Source organism: Micromonospora thermarum, assembly GCF_012034245.1.
In the GTDB taxonomy this organism is placed as follows: Bacteria; Actinomycetota; Actinomycetes; order Mycobacteriales; family Micromonosporaceae; genus Micromonospora; species Micromonospora thermarum.
This window is the reverse complement of record NZ_JAATEO010000006.1, coordinates 139877-157973: the sequence shown is the minus strand read 5'-3', so window position 1 is coordinate 157973 and position 18097 is coordinate 139877. Positions and strand designations below refer to the sequence as shown.

Here is an 18097-nt window from a genome sequence, read left to right as displayed (position 1 = left end):
CAGTCCGCTCGGGCGCCGGAGCACGCGCCCCGGCCAGAGACTGTGTCAACGCCGGAGTGCTCAATCCAAGGTCCAACGAGTGCTCAACAACGGCTATTTGTCGCCCACTGTTGCTGCCCCTGGCGGCACGGCCGGCGAGGTGGTTCCGGTGCCGAACGGGTGGGGGCTTTCGCCCGGCCGGTGTCGTGCCGGTCCGGCGAAAGCCCCCGAAGTGCTCACCGTGCGGTTGCGGCTCGCATGATCAGATCTGCGACGGGACCGGGCTGGGACACGCCGACCGCGTGTGACGCCCGGCGGATCTCGACGGTGGCCCGGGCATCGGCCCGCTCGGCCATCCAGCGCTGGCCCTCGACGGGAATGTTGAGGTCAGCCCCGGCCAGCAGGAACCAGGACGGAATCCCGGCCCAGGCCGGTACGCCGGACTCCTCGGTGAGAGCCCTGTCGCGGATCGGCCGCTGGGTGGCGGCCATCAGCGCCGCCTCACGCGCGGGCACGTCGGCGGCGAACTGTCCGCGGAACAGATCCTGCCGGATGTACAGGTCGGAGGTGCCGTCGCCGAGCGCCACCGGTGCCAGCGTGCCGCCCAGCGTGCTGCCGGGGAACTTACCGGACAGTTCGAGCGCGCTCTCCCCCGCCTCGGGCGCGAAGGCCGCGACGAAGACCAGTGCCTTGACGTCCGGGTCGCCGGTGGCGGCGTTGGTGATCACGGCGCCACCGTACGAGTGGCCGACGAGCACGACCGGCCCGTCGATCGAGTCGACGACGGTCCGCACGTACGCGGCGTCGGTGTGCAGCCCGCGCAGCGGGTTGGCCGGGGCGACCACCCGGTACCCGCGCCGGTGAAGCCGCTCGACGACACCGTTCCAGCTCGCCGACTCGGCGAACGCGCCATGCACGAGCACGATCGTCGGCTTCGGCTTGTCCCTGTCGCCGGCGGTCGCGGCGTGTGCGCCCACGGCGGACGCACCCCCGGCGAGGGCGAGTGTCATGGCCAGGACCACGGCCTTCCGGATTCGGAAGCGCATGACGTCTCCTCAGGTGGCGTTGATCGTGGACGCGACGGTGACCGTCACCGCTTGAGGAAGTCGAGGAGGGCCTTGCTGACCTCGTCGGCGTGCGTCCAGAGCAGGCCGTGCGGGCCGCCCTCGATCTCCACGTAGGTGGCGTCGGCCAGGCGCCGGCGCAACGGGCGGGCGGTGGCGTCGATGGGCAGGATCCGGTCGTCGGTGCCGTGCAGGATCAGGACCGGGACATCGATCTTCTCGACGTCCGCGCGGAAGTCCGTCAGCCAGGTGGGCACGACCGCGTACGCGCCGACCGGCGCCGATCCGACGGCGGTGATCCAGTTGGCGCGCAACGCCGCCTCGCTGATCCGGGACCCGAGCGTGACGTCGGTGCTGAAGAAGTCGGCGAAGAATCCCTCGAACCAGGAGTAGCGGTCCTCGGTCGCCTTCGCGCTGATGCCGTCGAAGACGCCCTGCGGAACACCGTCCGGGTTGTCGTCGGTACGCAGCAGGAACGGCGGCAGGCCGGCCAGGAAGGCCGCCTTCGCGACCCGCTCCGACCCGTATGTGCCCAGGTAGCGGGCGACCTCCCCGGATCCCATCGAGAAGCCGGCCAGGACCACGTCGTGCAGGCCCAGCGTCCGCAGGAGGACGTCCAGGTCCGCCGCGAACGTGTCGTAGTCGTACCCGGCCATCACCTTGCTGGACCGGCCGAAGCCCCGCCGATCGTAGGTGATGACCCGGTAGCCGGCGCCGACCAGAGCGGCCGTCTGCTTCTCCCAGGAGTGGCCGTCCAGCGGGTAGCCATGGATGAGAACGACCGGCTGTCCGGTGCCGTGGTCCTCGTAGTACAGCTCGATGTCGGTCGAATTCTCGGTGCCGACGACGATGGTGGCCATGTTGTCCTCCGTCTCGAACGCGCCGGGTTTCCCCGGGCGTCGATGACGTTAGGAGGGCGTACGTGGGCCATCTAGCGTCACGCGAGGGCGCAGCCCTAAGTACGCCCGGCCGCGATGACCGCACCGCACGTCGAACACGGCCGGCGTACCAGCCTCGGCCAGGCTGCTGATGAAACTGGTAGGCGGTGGCGTCGTCAGCCACCGCCCACCCTCAGGACCTCAGGCTAGAGCGAAGCGGTCAACCGGTAACGGCATGCAGGCGAGCGGCGTACGCCTGGTAACCAGCCCGGTTCGGGTGGAACGACTCCACCACGGCATCGGTGCGCAGCGGGTGAACCCACGGGCTGCTGGTGCACGCCTCGCGTCCGGCGAAGATCGCCCTGCCGTCGATGAAGGTGAATCCGGGACGGCCGGCGGTTCGCTGCCGGGTGACTTCAGCCAGTGTGTCGGCGGCGCTGTTCAGCCCGGCGCGCCGGCTGTCGGTGAGTGAGCCGCAGGACCGGCTCGGACTGGCCGCGGCGACCAGCCGCGGGTAGCCCACGACGTACACCTTGGCGGTCGGTGCCTTCTTGCGGATGGTGGCGAACAGGCTGTCCAGGGCGCCGGGCAGGGTCGACTGCATCACGCCGACGCTGCGCTGCACCGCCGTGTGGCAGGTCGCGTCGGTGCCGAGCAGGCACTGCTGAAGCGTCGCGGCGAAGCCCACGTCGTTGCCGCCGACGGTCACGGTCACCCAACCGGTGCTCGCGTCCAGCGCACCCAGTTGGGTGTCGCGCACGGTCTGGACCGTGGCGCCGCTGCACGACCGGTTGGTGATCCTGGGTCCGAAAGCCGCGCGGGTGCGTGCCTGCACCCACAGATGTGGGTACGAACCGTCCGCGCTCTGCCGGCACGTCGTGTCCCGGTAGTTCCCGGCGCCCACGCCCGCGGCGTACGAGTCGCCGAGCACCACGTAGTTGCGGGCGTCCGCGGCCTGGGCGTTCGTGTCGTTCGTGGCTACCCAGACCGCTGCGGTGAGCGCCACCGCCGCCGCGACGGAACTCGCGATCCAACGTCTTGTCAAGTCGTCTCCTCAATCTGACGCACCCGTCTCGATGCGCCGGTCATCCTGTGCGTCGACGCCTGCTCATCGGCAACGGGAGCCAGCGCTCAATCGCTGTCCATGGACGCCGTCCAGGCATGGCGCAGACCGGTCCCGTGGACGTCCGACTCGTTCGCGGGCCCTGCCCAGGCCCGCCACATGGCAGGATCGAGACAATGAACAGCGACGGGAACACGCTGGCCGGACAACTGGGCCACGCGCGCCGGCAGGCGTTCGTCGGGCGCGCGACGGAGCTCGCCATCCTGGGTTCCGCGCTCGCCGCCGAGCCGCCGGGTCCGGCGGTCGTCTTCATTCACGGGCCGGCCGGTATCGGCAAGTCGACCCTGCTTCACCGGTTCGCGGACTCCTGCCGGGACGCCGGCCATCCGGTGGTCCACCTGGACGGCCGCCTGCTCGATCCCGCACCTCGCTCGTTCGAACAGGCGGCCGCAACGGCGATCGCGGGCGGCCGTGCGGTTCTGCTCGTCGATGCGTACGAGCACTGCCAAGGGTTGGAGACCTGGCTGCGCGAGAGGTTCCTGCCGCGGCTGCCGGACGGTGTGCTGACCGTGCTCGCCGGGCGGCGCCCCCCTGCCGCGGACTGGACCGCGGACCCGGCGTGGGGGGTGGCCCTGCGGGTCGTCCCGCTGGCCGAGCTGCCCCGCACCGACGCGGCGGAACTCCTGCGGATCCGCGGTGTCCCGGAGCCGGCTCGGGAGGCGATACTGGACTTCGCGGGTGGGTATCCGCTGGCGCTGGCACTGGCGGCTGCCCGGGGCCACACGGGTCGGTACGGCGAAACCGGCTGGAAGCCGACACCGGACGCCGTCACCACGCTGATGCGCCAACTGCTCGACGATGTGCCGTCGGCGGCCCACCTGACCGCGTTGCGGGTCGCGGCACACTCGTTCATGGTCACCGAGGGTCTGCTGCGGGCCGTCGTGGGGGAGCACGATTCCGGGCCGCTACTGCACTGGCTGTGTGACCTTCCGTTCGTCCAGCTCGCTCCTTCGGGGGTGTTCCTGCACAGTCTGGTGAAGGAGGTCGTGGACGCGGACTTCCGATGGCGCGATGCCCAGCGCTACGCGGACCTGCACGCCACGATCGGGTCCTACTTCCTGGAGCAGGTACAGACGGTCCCCGAGGCTCAGGTGGTGACGGCCATGCGCGGCCTGACATACCTCAAGCGCTACGGGGCCGCAGCGCCCTACTACGCCTCAGTTGGCGTCGAGGGTGACGTGTACGAGGATGCGGTGACACCAGCAGACCTGCCGGCCATGCGCCGGATGACCGAGCAATGCGAAGGACCCGAGGCCACGGCGCTGCTGGAGTTCTGGTATGCCCGCCGGCCCGGGGACTTCCTGGCCTACCGCCGGTCGGGCACCGGCGAGCTGGTCGCGTACCTCGCGTGGTTGCGGCTGGCCCGGCTGAACGACGACGAGAAGGCCGCCGACCCGGTCGTCGCCACGGCCTGCGCGCACGCGGAACGAGTCAGCCCACCACGGCCCGGCGAGCAGGTCCTCATCGCCCGTTCGTTCATCGACCCGCAGGCCTACCACCAGCGGTCGCTGGTCATGCAGCTCATGCAGTTGCACATCTGTGTCGGCTTCGTCCGTACCCCGCGGTTGTCCTGGACGTTCGTCGTGTACTCCAACCCTGAGGTCTGGGATCCGTTGATGACGCACCTCGGGCAGCAACACGTCCCGGAGACGCCGGTCGTCGACGGCCGGGCGTTCACGATCTACGCCTTCGACTGGCGTCTCCTGCCGCTGACTGACTGGTTCACGCACACCGCGCCCGGAGCGATCGACGCGCCGCTCGAACCGCCGGCCCTGTCCGGCCCGGCCGCTGTGATCCTGTCCCGGGATGATTTCGAGGCGGCAGTCCGCGAGGCACTACGCGATTGGCACCACGCCGACGGCCTGGCGACCAACCGGCTGCTGGCAACGCGTCTGGTCGCAAACCGGACCGATGCCGCCACGACCCCGGTCGCCGTGCTGCGCGGCCTGCTCAGCCGGGCCGTCGACGAGCTCGGCCAGGACCCGCGCCGGGCGATCCTGCGCGAGGTCGTGAGCACGACCTATTTCGACCGGGTGACGACGCAGAAGGCGGCAGCGGCGCGGCTGATGCTGCCCTGGAGCACCTACCGCCGGCACCTGCAACGCGGTGTGCGATTCGTCGCCGAGCGGCTGTGGACGTGGGACGTGAACTCCGGGCCGAGCCTGCTGCCTCCGGCGGACTAGCCGCGCCCGGCCGTTTCAGGACTTCGGCGCCGGAAGGGCACAAATCGCGGGCTGCACCCAGAACCTGTGTCCAAGGTTGCCCGACCTGTGGATACGCCGCCGTGACGCTTCGCAGTACGGTTCGTACCGTCGATCAAGCACGCTCCCGCCAAAGGGTGCGGCGGCGAACGGACGAAGGAACAAGGAGCTCAGCGCGATGTCGTTGCAGCGCCCGGACCTCTGGGTGGGCCGAGAGGCCGAGGTGTCGCTGCTGTGCGCCGCGGCTCAGCGGCTTCGTGGCGGCTCGGGTACCGCGGTCTGGATCGAGGGTGAGGCCGGGATCGGCAAGTCCGCGTTGGTCGCGGCTGTTGCGGCCAGCGCCCGGGAGGACGGCTGCGAGGTGCTGTCCGCCACCGCCGACCAACTCGCGCACCCGTTGCCGCTACGGGTGATGTTCGACTGCCTGGCGGTGGACCCCTCGTCCGCGGACCCGCGCCGCGCCGGGATCGCCGACTTCGTCCGCGCGGGCCGTCCGGAGCTGTTCCTCGGTGGTGACACCGCGAGCGCCGCCGCCGAGATGCTCATCGGCCTGATCGACGAGCTCTGCACCGCGGCACCGACACTGCTGGTGCTCGACGACCTGCACTGGGCCGATGACACCTCGCTGGCACTGTGCCAGCGGCTTGTACCGGCCGCGACGCAGATGCCGCTGCTATTGATCTTGTCGTCGCGGCCGGTGGCCCGCCGGCCGCAGCTGGAACAGCTGCGATCGGTGGTTCGCTCGGTCGGCGCGACCACCGTCCCGCTCGGGCCGCTGACCGGGGCGCAGGTCTCCGGCCTGGTGTCCGGCATCGTCGGCGCCCGCCCGGGGCCGGCGCTGACACGACTCGCCGAGCAGGCGAATGGCAATCCGCTCTACGTGCGCGAACTCATCGACGTGCTGGTCCGGGAGCGGCTGTTGGAGATCGGCGACCGGGCGGAGCTACGCGACCCGACGTCTGGTGCGGTGCCGACGTCGCTCGCGGCGGCGCTCGGCACCCGGTTGAGCTTCGTACCGGCGGCCACCATGGATGTGCTGCGGATCGCGGCGCTGTTCGGTGGCGAGTTCGCCGTCACCGAGGTCGCGGCGGTACTCGGGCGGCCGGCGATCGAGTTCGCCACCGACCTGCAGGAGGCTGTCACGGCGGGGATCATCGTCGAGGCGGGGGAGCGGATGACGTTCCGGCACCCGCTGGTCCGGCAGGCGCTCTACGACGGTATGCCGGCGGCACTCCGGGCGGCGCTGCACCGCGACGCGGCCCGGGCGCTGGCCCGGTCCGGCACCGGCACCCTCCGCGTGGCCCAGCAGCTTCTCGCCGCCGGTGTGTCCGGCGACCGGTGGGCCCGCGGGTGGCTGTTGGAAGCGACGCCGGCCCTGGCCGCCCGCGCTCCCCGGATCGCCGCCGAACTTCTCCGCCGAGAGCTGGAACACGACCTGCCGGACGACAGTGATCGCGCGGGACTGACGGCAAGCCTCGCGCGGGTGCTGTTGGGCGTGGGCGAGCACGAGGAGGCCGCCCGCTGTGCCCGTCAGGCCCTGGTCGCCACCGACCGAGGACCCACGCACTGGATCCTCGCGCGAGCCCTCCTGGCGGGCGGCCGGAACGAGGACGCCGAGGCGACGCTGCGGCAGTCGCTGAACGAGCCGGGTATGTCGGACACCTGGCGTGCGCGGTTGCTGGCGTCGTTGGCGATGATCCTGCGGGCGAATTCGGGAGCCCTGGACACGGCCGACGACACAGCACGGGAGGCGTTGCGGGTCGCCCGTTCGGCGGGCGACGCGTTCGCGACCGCCTACGCACTGCTGGACCTGTGGACGAACCATTCCGTGCGCCGCCAACACCTGTCGGCGCTGGAGTGCGTCGACCGGGCGCTGGAGATCCTGAGACTTGCCCCCGAATACGCCGATCTACGCACGTTCTCCGTGCACGGCCGGATTTTCACACTGCAGAACCTCAGCCGGTGGCCCGAGGCGGAGGCGACGCTGCGCGAGGCGCGGCAGTTGGCCCACCGCACCGGACAGACGGACGAGGGCCTACCGGACGTCACCGCCGCGGTCCTGATGTACTGGCTCGGACGCTGGGACGACGCTCTCGCTGAACTCGGCGACGCGGAGTGGAGCCCCACCGCGATGACCTACCAGGGTCTGCGTGAACGAGGCCCGGCGCTGCTCCGGCACGGGGTGGCGGCCCTCATCGCGCTGCGCCGGTACGAACGCGGCAAGGCCGCCGCGTACGTCCGGGCGGGCCTCAACCTGCCGGTCAGCACGGTCGCGGACCGGGAGAACCTGGACTTTCTCCGTGCCGCCCAGGCCGTCGACGCCGAACAGCAGGGCGACCCGCGCCGGGCGCTCGAACTCTTGACGCCCGTGCTCGAACGCGGCCCGGGGGAGATGACACTCACCCACCAGTGGCTGCCCGACGTGGTCCGCCTGGCTCTGACCGTGGACGACCGGACGACCGCACTCGTGGCCCTGCGGGTCAGCGGGGCCGAGGCGGACGCGGAACAGCAACCCGCCCGGGCCGCCGCGGCCCACCACCGCTGCCGTGGACTGTACGACGGCGACGCCGAGTCGCTGCGTACCGCGGTGTCCCACTACCGTGAGAGCGGTACGACGGTCGAGCTCGCCGGCAGCCTGGAGGATCTCGCGGTGGTGCTGGCTCGACGCGATGACCCGGAGGCCCGCGGCGCCCTGCACGAGGCGGCTGAGACCTACCGCGAGCTCGGGGCGGTGTGGGACGTCCGCCGCGCGGAGGCCCGGCTGCGCGAGCTGGGGGTTCGTCGGGGCGCGCACGGCAGGCGCGGGCCGCGGGCAACCCACGGCTGGGAGGCGCTCACCCCGACGGAGCTGAAGGTCGCTCTGCTGGTGGCCGAAGGCAGATCGACGCCGCACATAGCGCAGAGCCTTTTCCTCACCCGGCGAACCGCGCAGACGCACATCTCCCGAATCCTGACGAAACTTGGGATGCGCAGCCGGGTGGAGATCGCCCACGCGGCCTTCCTGCGGTATCCCGAGCGGATCCGCGCCGACCGGTAGCCCTCCCACGGCCAACAGTCGTCATATGACGGATGTCTCCGCCACGCCTCAACGGCAGGCTGACCGCAGGCAAGTCACGAGGGGGGCTCGTGGGAACCGGTGCCAGCAGCATGTCGGCCGTTCGAGGGTTGGTCGGTCGTCAGATCGAGCTGGCCCACGTCGCCGCGCTGGTGAGAGAGGCGGGCCGCAGGGGCGCCGCGCTCGTCGTGGAGGGCGATGTCGGGACGGGGAAGACCGCACTCCTCGGCGCCGCCGTCGAGATGGCCGAAGCCGAGGGCTATCAGGTGCTCGGCTGTGCCGGCACCCCCGTCGAATCCCGGATGCCCCACGCGGGCCTGCACGAGTTGCTGTATCCGGTCATCGGCATCGCCGACGACCTGCCTGGCCCGCAGCGGTCGGCCGTCCGCGCTGCCTTCGGAGCCGAGGACGCGGGAACCGGCGACGCGTACGCGACGTCGCTGGCGGTCCTCGGACTGCTCCAGCGCCTCGCCGTGCGGGCACCGGTCCTTCTCGTCGTCGACGACGTGCGGTGGATGGACGAGGAGACCGTGCGGATCCTGTGCTTCATCGCGCGGCGGCTGACCACCACCCCGATCGTGCTGCTGATCGGCTGCCGTACCCGCGGGGACCATCCGCTCGACCGTGCCGCCCTGCCGCGGTTGACTCTGTCCGCGCTTTCGCCGGACGCGGCGGAACACGTCCTCGACGAGCGGCGGCCTCGGCTCACGGGACGGCTGCGGGACCGGGTGCTGACCGAGGCCGGCGGTAACCCGCTGGCCCTGATCGAGCTGCATCGGGCCCTGGTCGCCGAGGGTGCTCAGGATCCCTCGGCGCCACCCCGCCGCCTTCCGCTCACCGCCCGGTTGCGCCGGGCCTTCACGGCGGAGACGGCCACGCTGCCAGCTCCGGCGCGCCTGCTGCTGCTCGTCGCCGCGGCCGAGGCGCTCACGCCGGCCGAGCTGGCGGCGGCGTCACGGCGCCTGGGACTGGCGCCGGAGCACCTGGCGGCGGCGGAGCAGAACGGCCTTGTCACAGTCGACTCTGGCCAGGTCACGTTCACGCATCCGCTGCTAGGGTCGGCGCTGTACGACGTCGCTCCGCTAACCGACCGCATCGCCGTACACCGGTTGCTGGCCGAGATCCTCTCCGCCGAACCGCACCGGGCCGCTTGGCACCGGGCAGCCGGCACCATCGGCCAGGACGAGTCGGCGGCGGCGGCCCTGCAGGCGGTGGCGGGAAACGCGACCGACGCCCTCCTCCGGGCCGCCGAGCTGACCCCGGACGCCGGCGACCGGGCCCGCCGCCTCGCCAGGGCCGCCGAGGCGGCCCGGAGCACCGGCCGGCCCGAGGTGGCCCGGCTGCTCGCCAAGGGGCGCCGCCTCACCGACGACCCGGCGCTGCTGGGCGCACTGTGCAGGACCGAGGTCGAGCATCTTCGGGCAGCGGCAGAGCTGACCGGTCGAGCGCACCGCGAACTGATCGACCTGGCGTACCGAGCTGCCTCCACTGACGTGGAGGCGGCCGGCCAGATGCTGGCCTGTGCCGCAGTCGAGTTCGCCGTCGACGTACCGCCCGAACAGCTCGGCGTCGATCTGGAAGAGGCCGTCCATGCCCTGCGCCTGCCGGCCTGCCATCCGCTGCGCGTTCTCGCTCTGGCCCTGCTGGCACCGCAGCGATACGCTGGCGAGCTGGCGCCGGCGCTACGCGGGTGGACCGAGCCGTCCCACGCGAACCTGCTCACCGCGGCCCTGGCCGCGGACCGGCTGCACGACATACCGGCCGCACTGCGACGCTGGGGCCACGCGGTGGAGAGGTTCCGGGCGGCCGGTGAAACGGCCGACCTCCTCACGTCGTTGTCCGGGCTGGCGCAGATGCAGGTGACGACCGGCCGGCTGTCCGATGCGGCCGAGGCCGCGCGGGAGGTGTCCGGGATCGCCACCGACCTGGACCGAGGACTCGAAGAAGTGACTGCCTGCCTGATCACCGCCCATGTGCACGCGTGGCGAGGTGAGACCGCCGAGGCCACGGACGCCCTCGACCGTGCCCGGTGCCGACTCCGGCCGGCGTTCCCGGCCTTCGTGCGGGCCGGGCTGTCCCGGACGGCTGGCATGGTGGCCCTCGCCCACGGTCGCGCGGACCAGGCGTACGCGATGTTCTCCGAGGTCGTCACGCCGGGCACGGCCGCCTACCACCCGACCATCGCGGAACGGCTGATCGCTGAACTCGCCGAGTCCGCGGTCCTGGCCGGACTCGCTGCCGAGGCCGGCCCGGTGGTGGAGCGCCTCGCCGCGACGACCGGCAGGTTCGACGCGCCGCTGCTGCGGCTGCTGACGTTCCGGGCCCGTGCGCTGCTCGCGACCGAGACCGGGCCGCCCGACGCGGCCGCCGCCTGGTTCCGGCGCGCGGTCGCCGAGGCGGGCGACGAGTACCTGGGCTTCGAGGCGGCCCGGACCCGCCTCTGCTACGGCCGATGGCTGCGGCGTACCGGGCGGGCTGGCGACGCCCGGGCACACCTGGCGGTGGCGCTGGCCGCGTTCGAGTCGTCCGGTGCCGAACTGTGGCGGCGCCGGGCGGAGACCGAGTTGCGGGCGGCCGGGGGAGTGGGGTCACCCCGGGAACTCCGGCCCTCCGCCGAGATCGGATGGCGGCTGACCAGACAGGAGCTGGAGATCTCCCGCCTGGCCGCCGCCGGGCTCACGAACCGGGAAATCGCCGAACGGCTGTACCTGTCACACCGGACCGTCGGGGTGCACCTGTTCAACGCCTATCCGAAGCTGGGTGTCCGCAGTCGGGAGCAGCTGGAAAGAGCGCTGGCCGCGGAGGGATGGCGGCGGTGAGCCCGATGACTCCGCGTCGGCTACTGGGCCGTTCCCGCGAAATGGCCGCCCTGCGGGACCTACTTGGCCGTGCGGCGCAGCACGGCGGCACACTGCTGCTGAAGGGACCGGCCGGCATCGGGAAGTCCGCGCTGCTCGACGCCGCGGAGCGGGACGCGGTCGGGCTCGGTATGCCCGCGGTGCGCGTCACCGGCGTCCAGGCGGAGACGAACCTGCCGTTCGCCGGGCTGCACCAGCTGCTGCAGCCGTTCCTGACCGGGCTCGATGACCTGCCCACGCCCCAGCGCCAGGCCGTCTCCACGGTCTTCGCCCTCATCGACGCTCCGCCGCCGGACCCGTTCCTGATCGCGCTCGGCACGTTGGGGCTGTTGGCGCGGGCGGCCGACACCGCACCCGTCCTGCTGATCGTGGACGACGCACAGTGGCTGGACGCGCCGACCGGCCAGGTGCTGGCGTTCGTCGCCCGCCGCCTGACCAGGGACCGGATCGTGCTCCTGGTCGCCGTCCGAGACCGCTACCCGGTGCCGTTCCTGGAGGACGTCGGTGTCCCCGAGCTGAGGCTCGACCCCCTGCCCGCCACGGACGCCGCCCTGCTGTTGGATGCCGTCGCCCCGGCGCTCACGCGTAGCGTCCGCGCCCGCCTGTTGCAGGAGGCGGCCGGCAATCCGCTGGCGCTCCTGGAACTGCCCGCCGCCTGGGAGCGCCGTCCGCCCGGCGCGGCCGCCCTGCCGACGTGGTCGCCCCTCACCACCCGGCTCGAGCAGTCGTTCGGGGCGCGGGCCGTCGACCTTCCCGAGCTCACCCGGACCCTGCTTCTGCTCGCCGCCGTCAACGACGAGGACTCCATCGCTGAAATCCTGGAGAGCGCGGCCCGCCTAGGGGTCCCGGCGACCGTCGCGGACCTGGTGCCGGCGGCCGACGCGGGGCTTCTTCGGTGCGACCAGAAGCGACTTGTGTTCCGCCATCCGCTGGTCCGTTCGGCGATCTACCAGGCGGCCAGCCCCGCGCAACGACGGGCGGCACACGCCGCCCTCGCGGCGGTGCTCAACGCGTACCCCGATCGGCGGGCATGGCACCGGGCGGCGGCCGCACCGGGCCACGACGACCGAGTGGCCGAGGAGCTGGACGCGGCGGCCCGACGGGCACACCGGCGGGGTGGCGCGCAGACCGCTCTCGCCGCGTGGGAGCGCGCGGCCCAGCTGAGCGCCGATGCGGCCGTGCGGGCCGCCCACCTGTTGCGGGCCGCCGAACTCGCCGTCGACCTCGGCCGGGCCGATGCCGTGGCGTCATTGCTCAAGCGGGCCACCGAGGCGTCACCGACTGGCCACGATGCCAGCCGGTTGGCATGGATCCGCGCACTCGTCGACCTCAGCACCGGTCGCGTCGATCGCATCGGTGGTGCCCTCGACGCGATCGAGCGCGCATCGTTCGAGAAGGACACCGCACTCGCGCTGCGACTGCTGCGCGCGGCCGCGGCGCACTACTACTGGGCTGATCCCAACGGAATCGACCGGTCCGTCGTCATCGCCACCGTCGACCGGCTCGGGCTGGACGCCGACGATCCGCAGCGCCTGGCGATCCTCGCGCTCACGGCCCCCCTCGAGTACGCCGGTGAGGTGCTCGATCGCCTCGGTCGGATCAGCGCGTCGAACCAGCCGGACCCGGTCTCAGCGATGTCCCTCGGCGACGCGGCCATCGCGGTCGGCGGATACGACCTCACCGAGCCCTTCTACGCCGAGGCGATCACCGGCCTCCGTCAGCACTGCCAGTACGGCCTGCTGGTTCACGCGCTCACCGGCCAGTCGTGGGTGCACACCTACCTGAGCCGGTGGGAGTCCGCCGTCGCGCATGCCGCGGAGGCCGTGGCGGTCGCGGAGGAGCTCGGCCAACCACACTTCACCACGCTGGCGCAGGCTCCGCTCCGGCTGATCGCCGCCCTTCGCGGCGACGTCGAGCCGGCCGGGGACGGCGAACCCCTTCCACCGGGCCTCGCCGGCGCCGGCACGGTCCTGGTCCGGGGCGCCGCGGCGCTGACCGCAGGTCGCTACGCGGAGGCGTACCGGCACCTGCGGACCATCGTCGACCCGGCCAGCGCGCGGCACTATCCCATGATGGGCTTCGCCGCCGTCGGTTACCTCGCCGAGGCGGCGGTCCACAGCGGCCAGATCGAGCAGGGGCGGGCGGACGCGGCAGCGCTGCTGGCGTTCGGGTCGGGAAGCGTCGCCGGCAAGATCCGGCAGGACCTGGCGTTCGCCCGCGCGGTGCTGGCCGACAACGCCGATGCCGAGGAGGCGTTCGCCGACGCCCTGAGCCCGGGCTCCGAGACCTGGCCGTTCGACAAGGCGCGCGCGCAGCTCGCGTACGGGGAATGGCTTCGCCGTCAGCGCCGCCTCGTCGACTCCCGCGAGCCCCTGCGCGCCGCTCGACGTACCTTCGAGGAACTCGGCGCCGAGCCGTGGGCCGAGCGAGCGCGCCGCGAGCTGCGCGGCGCCGGCGAACGTGTCCGAATCGGCGGCGCCGGCGGCCAGGCCGTGCTCACCGCCCAGGAGCTGCAGGTGGCCCGGCTGGCGGCCGAGGGGCACTCCAACCGGCAGATCGCGGAGCTCTTGTTCTTGTCGCCGCGCACCGTTGGTTCCCACCTGTACCGGCTCTTTCCGAAAATCGGTGTCGCCTCCCGCGCCGACCTGGCGGCGGCGCTTGAGGAAGGTGGCTGGACGTCCGGCCCGGTCTCCGTCCCTCGCTAACTGTTGATCAAGGCGATGGCCAGGGCAGTTGACTGTCCGGTGGGCCGATGGGACGGGCGGGCATGGTGACGGGTCGGCGCGGTGGCCGGAGTAGCCGGTGCTGGGCTCGTCGTCACCGGGGCGCGATGGACGAGGCGATCGATGCCGTGGTGCATCGCCCGCCCGACCCATTCGCGAGGCCGACGGCTGACAGGCTACACCGCGCCGTCCCCGCATCCCGACAGGCGCAGGCGACCAACATCCTCGAAGCGGCGCGTAGCCTGCCGGCACACGCGATGCCCGCACAGGACGCGAGACCGGGACGGTGGTGGCGGACGGTAGGCCCTCACGAAGCAGTACGTTTCTGTTCATCGAAGGTTCGACCGGGAGAATCTCATGCAGTTCGGCGTCTTCTCAGTCAGTGACATCACGACCGACCCCACATCTGGCCGCACGCCCAGCGAGGCCGAACGTATCAAGGCGGTCGTCGCGATCGCCACGAAGGCCGAGGAGGTTGGCCTGGACGTCTTCGCCCTCGGCGAGCACCACAACCCGCCGTTCGTCTCCTCCTCGCCCGCCACGACGCTCGGCTACATCGCGGCGCGGACGGAGCGACTGATCCTGTCCACGGCAACCACACTGATCACCACCAACGACCCGGTGAGGATCGCCGAGGACTTCGCCACGCTGCAGCACCTTGCCAACGGTCGCGTCGACCTCATGTTGGGCCGCGGCAACACCGCCCCCGTCTACCCCTGGTTCGGTCAGGACATCCGCAACGGAATCCGGCTGGCCATCGAGAACTACGCACTGCTGCGCCGGCTGTGGGACGAAGACGTCGTGGACTGGAAGGGCAGGTTCCGTACCCCGCTGCAGTCGTTCACCTTGACCCCGCGACCGTTGGACGGTGTTCCGCCGTTCGTGTGGCACGGCTCGATCCGTAGCCCCGAGATCGCCGAGCAAGCCGCATCATACGGCGACGGCTTCTTCCACAACCACATCTTCTGGCCCAAGGAGCACACCCGTCGGATGGTCCGACTCTACCGCGAACGCTTCGCCCACTACGGCCACGGTACGCCTGAGCAGGCCGTCGTCGGCCTCGGCGGGCAGGTGTTCATGCGCAGGAACAGCCAGGAAGCGGTCCGTGAATTCCGCCCCTACTTCGACAACGCACCCGTCTACGGGCACGGGCCCTCGCTGGAGGAGTTCACCCGCGAGACCCCGCTAACGGTGGGCAGCCCACAACAGGTCATCGACCGCACCCTCGGCTTTCGCGAGTACATTGGCGACTATCAGCGCCAGCTCTTTCTCATCGACCACGCCGGCTTGCCCCTGAAGACCGTGCTCGAGCAGCTCGACCTGCTCGGCGAGGAGGTCGTGCCGGTTCTTCGCAAGGAATTCGCAGCGCTTCGCCCCGCCGACGTGCCGGAGGCGCCGACCCACGCCGGCCGAGTCGCGGACCGTGACGGGGCGCGGCACGCGACGGTCCACGCCTCCGGCGACGACGTCACCGGGCAGGCCCGGCAGGAGGAGGCGCGATGACAACCCGGGAAGCTCGCCCAGCGGCTTGCTCATCAGAGCCTTCCACCTGTCGAGCGCCGGTGTGATTCGTCCACGACCACAGACCAGGGACAGGAGTTACGGCGAGTTTTCCGGTGGAGCCAAGCTGCCGCTGTCCGCCGTAGATTGCCACCAGAACGCCATTCGAGGAGGCCGCGCTGGTATCTCGGATGGCAGAAGGTCACTGATCTGTGCGGAGTCGATGCGCCAGGTAGCAGACCGCCGCCTGATAGCGGTCGTCCGAGACGCAGGGCCGATGGCCCTGGATGGGCGGCGAGACGGTGTCTTCGCCCTCGATGACGAGAGATCTCGGATCCGTGAGGCGCCGGTCCACAGTCGCCTCCGCCGGCAGCGGCGTAGGCGCACTTTCTCGTCCGTCGGGCGAGAAGATCCAGCCTCCGATCGGGTCGGTCACGCGCCACAGATTGACCCATCGCCAACCGATCTGGCTGCCCAACTCTCTGAGGACGTCGGTGCCGACGTGGGCCGGGAAAAGAACCGCGTACAACCGCCTCAGCGGGGAGCTGTGGGTAAGTAGTGCCACCTTGGGCAGCACATGCGGTTCGAGTTGCAAGAGGCTGGCCGCGGCGAGGACCGACCCGTGACTGTGCGCCCCGATCAGGACCCGATCTCCTCGTTCCACCAGGGCGGTCACCCTTCGGGCAAGTTCAGGTACCGCCCGCTCGGCGTAGCAGGGCGGGGTGAAGGGATGCGCGGCGCGCGGCCAGAACATCCCCAGGTCCCAGAGGATGCCGATATAGCGCCGGAAGGCGATCGTCCGGTACGCGAACACGCCTCCGATCAGCAGGCCGATGAAGACGAGCGCCATCAGGTAGCTCCCGTACTGCGTCCCGGCGTTGACGAAGTCCCGGGGTATGCTGGCCATTTCCTCAGCAGCGACGCTTGGTTGCAGTTCCGCGAGGCCGAGCCCGCTCACCCCGAGACTCACCGCGGCGACGCAGAACGCTGTCACCGTGAGCGTCGCCAGCCTCTCGGTGAACAGCGCCCGAGCGATCGCTCGTCGCGCATGTTTTCTGCGTCCCTCCGTCTGCGGCGATTTCGAGGGGAAGTCCCTCGATACGAGCTCGTCCGCCGATTCCATACGTCGCCGCCGCGACAGCATCATCAGCGCACCGCCCACCAGGGCCGTTGCGATGACGGACAGGAAGAAGCCGAACATCGTCCATTTGTAGGGCAGCACTGGACTGGTTGGCAGAACCTCGGGGGTGTAGCCATCGCGGTCCAGATAGTCGGAGACCCGGAAGTTCAGCTCAGTCGCGAAGACGACAGCCAAGCCCACCGCGAACGACGCGAACACCGGGGCGCCCAGCCCGTGCAGGGCCCCCCGTGTCTCCGGATCGGCACGGCGACCGAGGAATGCGGCGATCGCCAGCAGCGCCAGCAGGACACCTTGCGTCACGAATAGCAGGACGACCGCCGACGCGTGGCCGGGTAGTCCGGCCTCGGCCGGCCAGTCACCATTGTCGAACAGCGTGAGCGCGAGCACTATGACCGTCAGACCGTAGGCGGTGGCCTGAAGGGCGACCACCCCGACGTCGACACGCCGCGACGGTCGCGGGGCGTCGAGCGCGTTCGGTAGTGACAACAGGATCACGCAGCCGGCGATGGCCCCCGTCCCGCAGGCGGCGAGCACGCCGTTGCCGGCGCTGGGCCCGTGACCTGCCCACCGCGCCGCGAGAAGACTCAGGTCGAGCACCGTCAGCGCGGCTGCGACGTGAATCAACCGCAGACGGGCCACTGCTGGCAGCGCCTCCTGCCGCCCGATCGAGCTGAGCGACCGGCGCTGCGCCATGCCCTCCGGCGGGGAGAAGTTCTCCGACCAGTGGCCGCATTGCGAGCCGAGGCGCCACAGGATCCCGATCGCAGCGACCGGGATGAGAGAGAGCAGCGCCAAGCGTAGACCGATCGCTTGACCACCCAGCCAGGACATCCAGCTGCGGCCGCCGAGACAACTGCTTGAGGACATGCACTTGCAGGCCAGCAGGTCAAGCGCCACACCGACGAAGGACAATGTGTACAAGGCGGTCAGGGTCAAACCGAGCAGCCGACAGAGCACCCAAACGGCTGCACCGGGACGCGGCGCCCGTGGTCGCATCCAGATGGCCGAATTGCAGAGCATGAAGGGGAGAAGGAACACCAGCGAGAGCGCCCGCGCCGCGGCCCCGGAAGGTAGCTCACTCCAGCGGTACGCCTCCAAGACCACCCCACAGGCGCCCCGTGAATCGCCGTATCCGGCCCGAGGCCGGTAGAAGCCGCCCTTCTCGTCGCCGGCCACTCGGTGCACGTGGGGTCGATCGAGGATGCCGTCCGCCTCGGCGCCGGACACTCCGTGCACCCTGAGTTCGACAATGTTGCTGTTCGCGTCCGAGGTGCCTCGCGACGGCCAGCTTCGGACAGTTGGTGGCTGGGAATGCGGCATCTTGACCTCGAGTAGGCGGGACACACGCGTACGGGTCTTGAACTACCTCGCGCCTGCCCCGCATACCCCGCGAATGCGTCCGTAGGCCTGGCCGTCGGCGAGGGACTGTCCGAGTAGGTGCAACCGGTCTGGCATGACACGCCGGGCCTGTCGGGTTCGGCGGGAAGGACAGTAAAAAGACCGGAATCACCGATTCTGTGCCGATATCGTTACGTGTCATCATTGGCGCAGCACCGCGTGGAGCAGCGTCGACCT

9 protein-coding genes are annotated in these 18097 nt (G+C 71.1%); 5 read left to right on the top strand and 4 right to left on the bottom strand.

Annotated features, from left to right (window positions below; genetic code table 11):
• Positions 1-215: 215 nt before the first annotated feature.
• From HCJ94_RS08050 to HCJ94_RS08040, 3 genes are all read right to left on the bottom strand, one after another.
• On the bottom strand, positions 216-1025 hold the full coding sequence (locus HCJ94_RS08050; protein WP_168000330.1) for an alpha/beta fold hydrolase: 810 nt from the start codon (positions 1023-1025) through the stop codon (positions 216-218).
• 44 nt (positions 1026-1069) lie between these two features.
• Positions 1070-1903, bottom strand: a complete 834-nt coding sequence (locus tag HCJ94_RS08045) for an alpha/beta fold hydrolase (protein WP_168000329.1) — start codon at positions 1901-1903, stop codon at positions 1070-1072.
• 238 nt (positions 1904-2141) lie between these two features.
• Entirely contained in the window at positions 2142-2966 is an 825-nt protein-coding gene (locus tag HCJ94_RS08040; RefSeq protein ID WP_168000328.1) for an SGNH/GDSL hydrolase family protein, read from the bottom strand.
• A 194-nt stretch (positions 2967-3160) separates the two neighbouring features.
• Here HCJ94_RS08040 and HCJ94_RS08035 point away from each other — a divergent pair, with 194 nt between their 5' ends.
• From HCJ94_RS08035 to HCJ94_RS08015, 5 genes are all read left to right on the top strand, one after another.
• Complete coding sequence (locus HCJ94_RS08035; RefSeq protein WP_168000327.1) at positions 3161-5227, top strand: ATP-binding protein; 2067 nt, start codon at positions 3161-3163, stop codon at positions 5225-5227.
• Between the two features lie 196 nt (positions 5228-5423).
• A complete protein-coding gene (locus tag HCJ94_RS08030) occupies positions 5424-8282 on the top strand; it encodes an ATP-binding protein (protein WP_168000326.1) in 2859 nt (952 codons plus the stop codon).
• A gap of 110 nt (positions 8283-8392) precedes the next feature.
• Complete coding sequence (locus tag HCJ94_RS08025; protein ID WP_168000325.1) at positions 8393-11119, top strand: AAA family ATPase; 2727 nt, start codon at positions 8393-8395, stop codon at positions 11117-11119.
• Positions 11120-11124: 5 nt separating this feature from the next.
• Positions 11125-13863 (top strand): AAA family ATPase, encoded by a 2739-nt coding sequence (locus tag HCJ94_RS08020; RefSeq protein WP_168000324.1) that lies wholly within the window; start codon positions 11125-11127, stop codon positions 13861-13863.
• A 375-nt stretch (positions 13864-14238) separates the two neighbouring features.
• Positions 14239-15384 (top strand): LLM class flavin-dependent oxidoreductase, encoded by a 1146-nt coding sequence (locus tag HCJ94_RS08015; protein ID WP_168000323.1) that lies wholly within the window; start codon positions 14239-14241, stop codon positions 15382-15384.
• A 199-nt stretch (positions 15385-15583) separates the two neighbouring features.
• Here HCJ94_RS08015 and HCJ94_RS08010 read toward each other — a convergent pair whose 3' ends face one another.
• On the bottom strand, positions 15584-17749 hold the full coding sequence (locus HCJ94_RS08010; protein WP_168000322.1) for a hypothetical protein: 2166 nt from the start codon (positions 17747-17749) through the stop codon (positions 15584-15586).
• Between the last annotated feature and the right edge of the window lie 348 nt (positions 17750-18097).

Coding starts and splice junctions, on each gene's coding strand:
- HCJ94_RS08050 (WP_168000330.1), bottom strand. CDS start 1,025: ATGCGCTTCCGAATCCGGAAGGCCGTGGTCCTGGCCATGACACTCGCC.
- HCJ94_RS08035 (WP_168000327.1), top strand. CDS start 3,161: ATGAACAGCGACGGGAACACGCTGGCCGGACAACTGGGCCACGCGCGC.
- HCJ94_RS08045 (WP_168000329.1), bottom strand. CDS start 1,903: ATGGCCACCATCGTCGTCGGCACCGAGAATTCGACCGACATCGAGCTG.
- HCJ94_RS08030 (WP_168000326.1), top strand. CDS start 5,424: ATGTCGTTGCAGCGCCCGGACCTCTGGGTGGGCCGAGAGGCCGAGGTG.
- HCJ94_RS08025 (WP_168000325.1), top strand. CDS start 8,393: ATGTCGGCCGTTCGAGGGTTGGTCGGTCGTCAGATCGAGCTGGCCCAC.
- HCJ94_RS08015 (WP_168000323.1), top strand. CDS start 14,239: ATGCAGTTCGGCGTCTTCTCAGTCAGTGACATCACGACCGACCCCACA.
- HCJ94_RS08020 (WP_168000324.1), top strand. CDS start 11,125: ATGACTCCGCGTCGGCTACTGGGCCGTTCCCGCGAAATGGCCGCCCTG.